General features: G+C 44.8%; 1 protein-coding gene. It reads left to right on the forward strand.

All coding sequences use genetic code 11. The features are described 5' to 3' along the window. Nucleotides 1-77 precede the first annotated feature (77 nt). A complete protein-coding gene (locus CLV97_RS17710; protein ID WP_106346836.1) occupies nucleotides 78-1,463 on the forward strand; it encodes an IS1182 family transposase in 1,386 nt (461 codons plus the stop codon). Nucleotides 1,464-1,482: the final 19 nt, after the last annotated feature.

The raw sequence follows: 1,482 nt of genomic DNA on the forward strand, positions 1-1,482 counted from the left end.
GAGGCTGTTGACAAAGAAGGGTCAACAGCCTTTTTTGTTGAATTCGGAATAAAACAATTCCGAAGGAAGGTTTTTATATGTTCAGGACGAACCCATCCAGGGAATTTCAACCCGAAACAGTCAACATAGAAGACCTTGTTCCCCAAGATCACTTGCTTAGAAAAATCAATGAAACCATCGACTTTTCGTTTATCGCGGAAAAATGCCGCCCCTTGTATTGTCAAGATAATGGGCGTCCTTGCATCGATCCGGTCATGCTGTTCAAAATGCTTTTGATCGGTTATTTGTACGGAATTCGTTCGGAAAGACGCCTCATTGAGGAAATCCGGGTCAACATCGCCTACCGTTGGTTTGTTGGTCTTTCGCTGACCGATCCGGTACCTCATCACACCATTTTCAGCCAAAACCGCCGGCGGCGGTTTCAACAGTCTGAGATTTATCAGGAGATCTTCGATGAAATCGTACTTCAAGCCATGCAACATGGTTTCATCGAAGGGAAGCAATTGTTCACCGATTCCACGTTTTTAAAAGCGAATGCCAGCAAAAGCAAGTTCAAAAAGCAAAAGGTTACTGTCACACCCAAGGATTATGTGGAACAGTTGGAAAAAGCCATCGACGAAGATCGCATGCAACATGGCAAAAAACCGTTTAAAAAAAAACGAATCCAGCTTGAAGAAAGAGAAATCCGAGTGAGCACCACGGACCCTGACAGCGGTTATATGGTTCGAGATGGAAAACCCGAAGGGTTCTTCTACTTGGACCACCGAACCGTTGACGGAAAGTACAATTTTATCACGGATGTGTACGTAACGCCTGGAAACATTCATGATTCTGTGCCATATCTTGAAAGGTTGGATCGACAGATCAACCGGTTCGGATTCCAAGTAGAGGAAGTCGCTTTGGATGCCGGTTATCTCACAATGCCCATTTGCCAAGGACTGAAGGAACGGGAAATTTTTGCAGTGATTGCTCACCGGAGTTTTCGACCCAAGAAAGGTCTGTTCTTCAAATGGCAATTTAAGTACATACCGGAAAAAGACGTGTATCTGTGCCCTGCCAAACATGAACTTTCCTACAAAACCACCAATCGCTCGGGATACCGGGAATACAAATCCAACCCCCAAGTTTGCAAAAACTGCCCTTTTCTCTCGAAATGTACTCATTCCAAAACGTATACCAAAACGATCACTCGTCATGTTTGGGAAGACGCAAAAGAGTGGGCACGTCAAAACCGTTTAAGTGAAAGGGGCAAACAACTGTATAAACGACGGAGTCAGACCATTGAGCGCAGCTTCGCTGACGCCAAAGAACTTCATGGGCTTCGTTATGCACGCTACAGGGGGCTTGCCAAAGTCAGAGAGCAATGCCTCCTTATTGCCGTGGCTCAAAACATCAAAAAAATGGCCTTGCTCCTCTCGAAGAGAGGAAAAGGCTTTGTGATCCGCCTAATTTACCAAATCTAATTTCCTTTATCTGTTTATT

Source organism: Planifilum fimeticola (assembly GCF_003001905.1).
In the GTDB taxonomy this organism is placed as follows: Bacteria; Bacillota; Bacilli; order Thermoactinomycetales; family DSM-44946; genus Planifilum; species Planifilum fimeticola.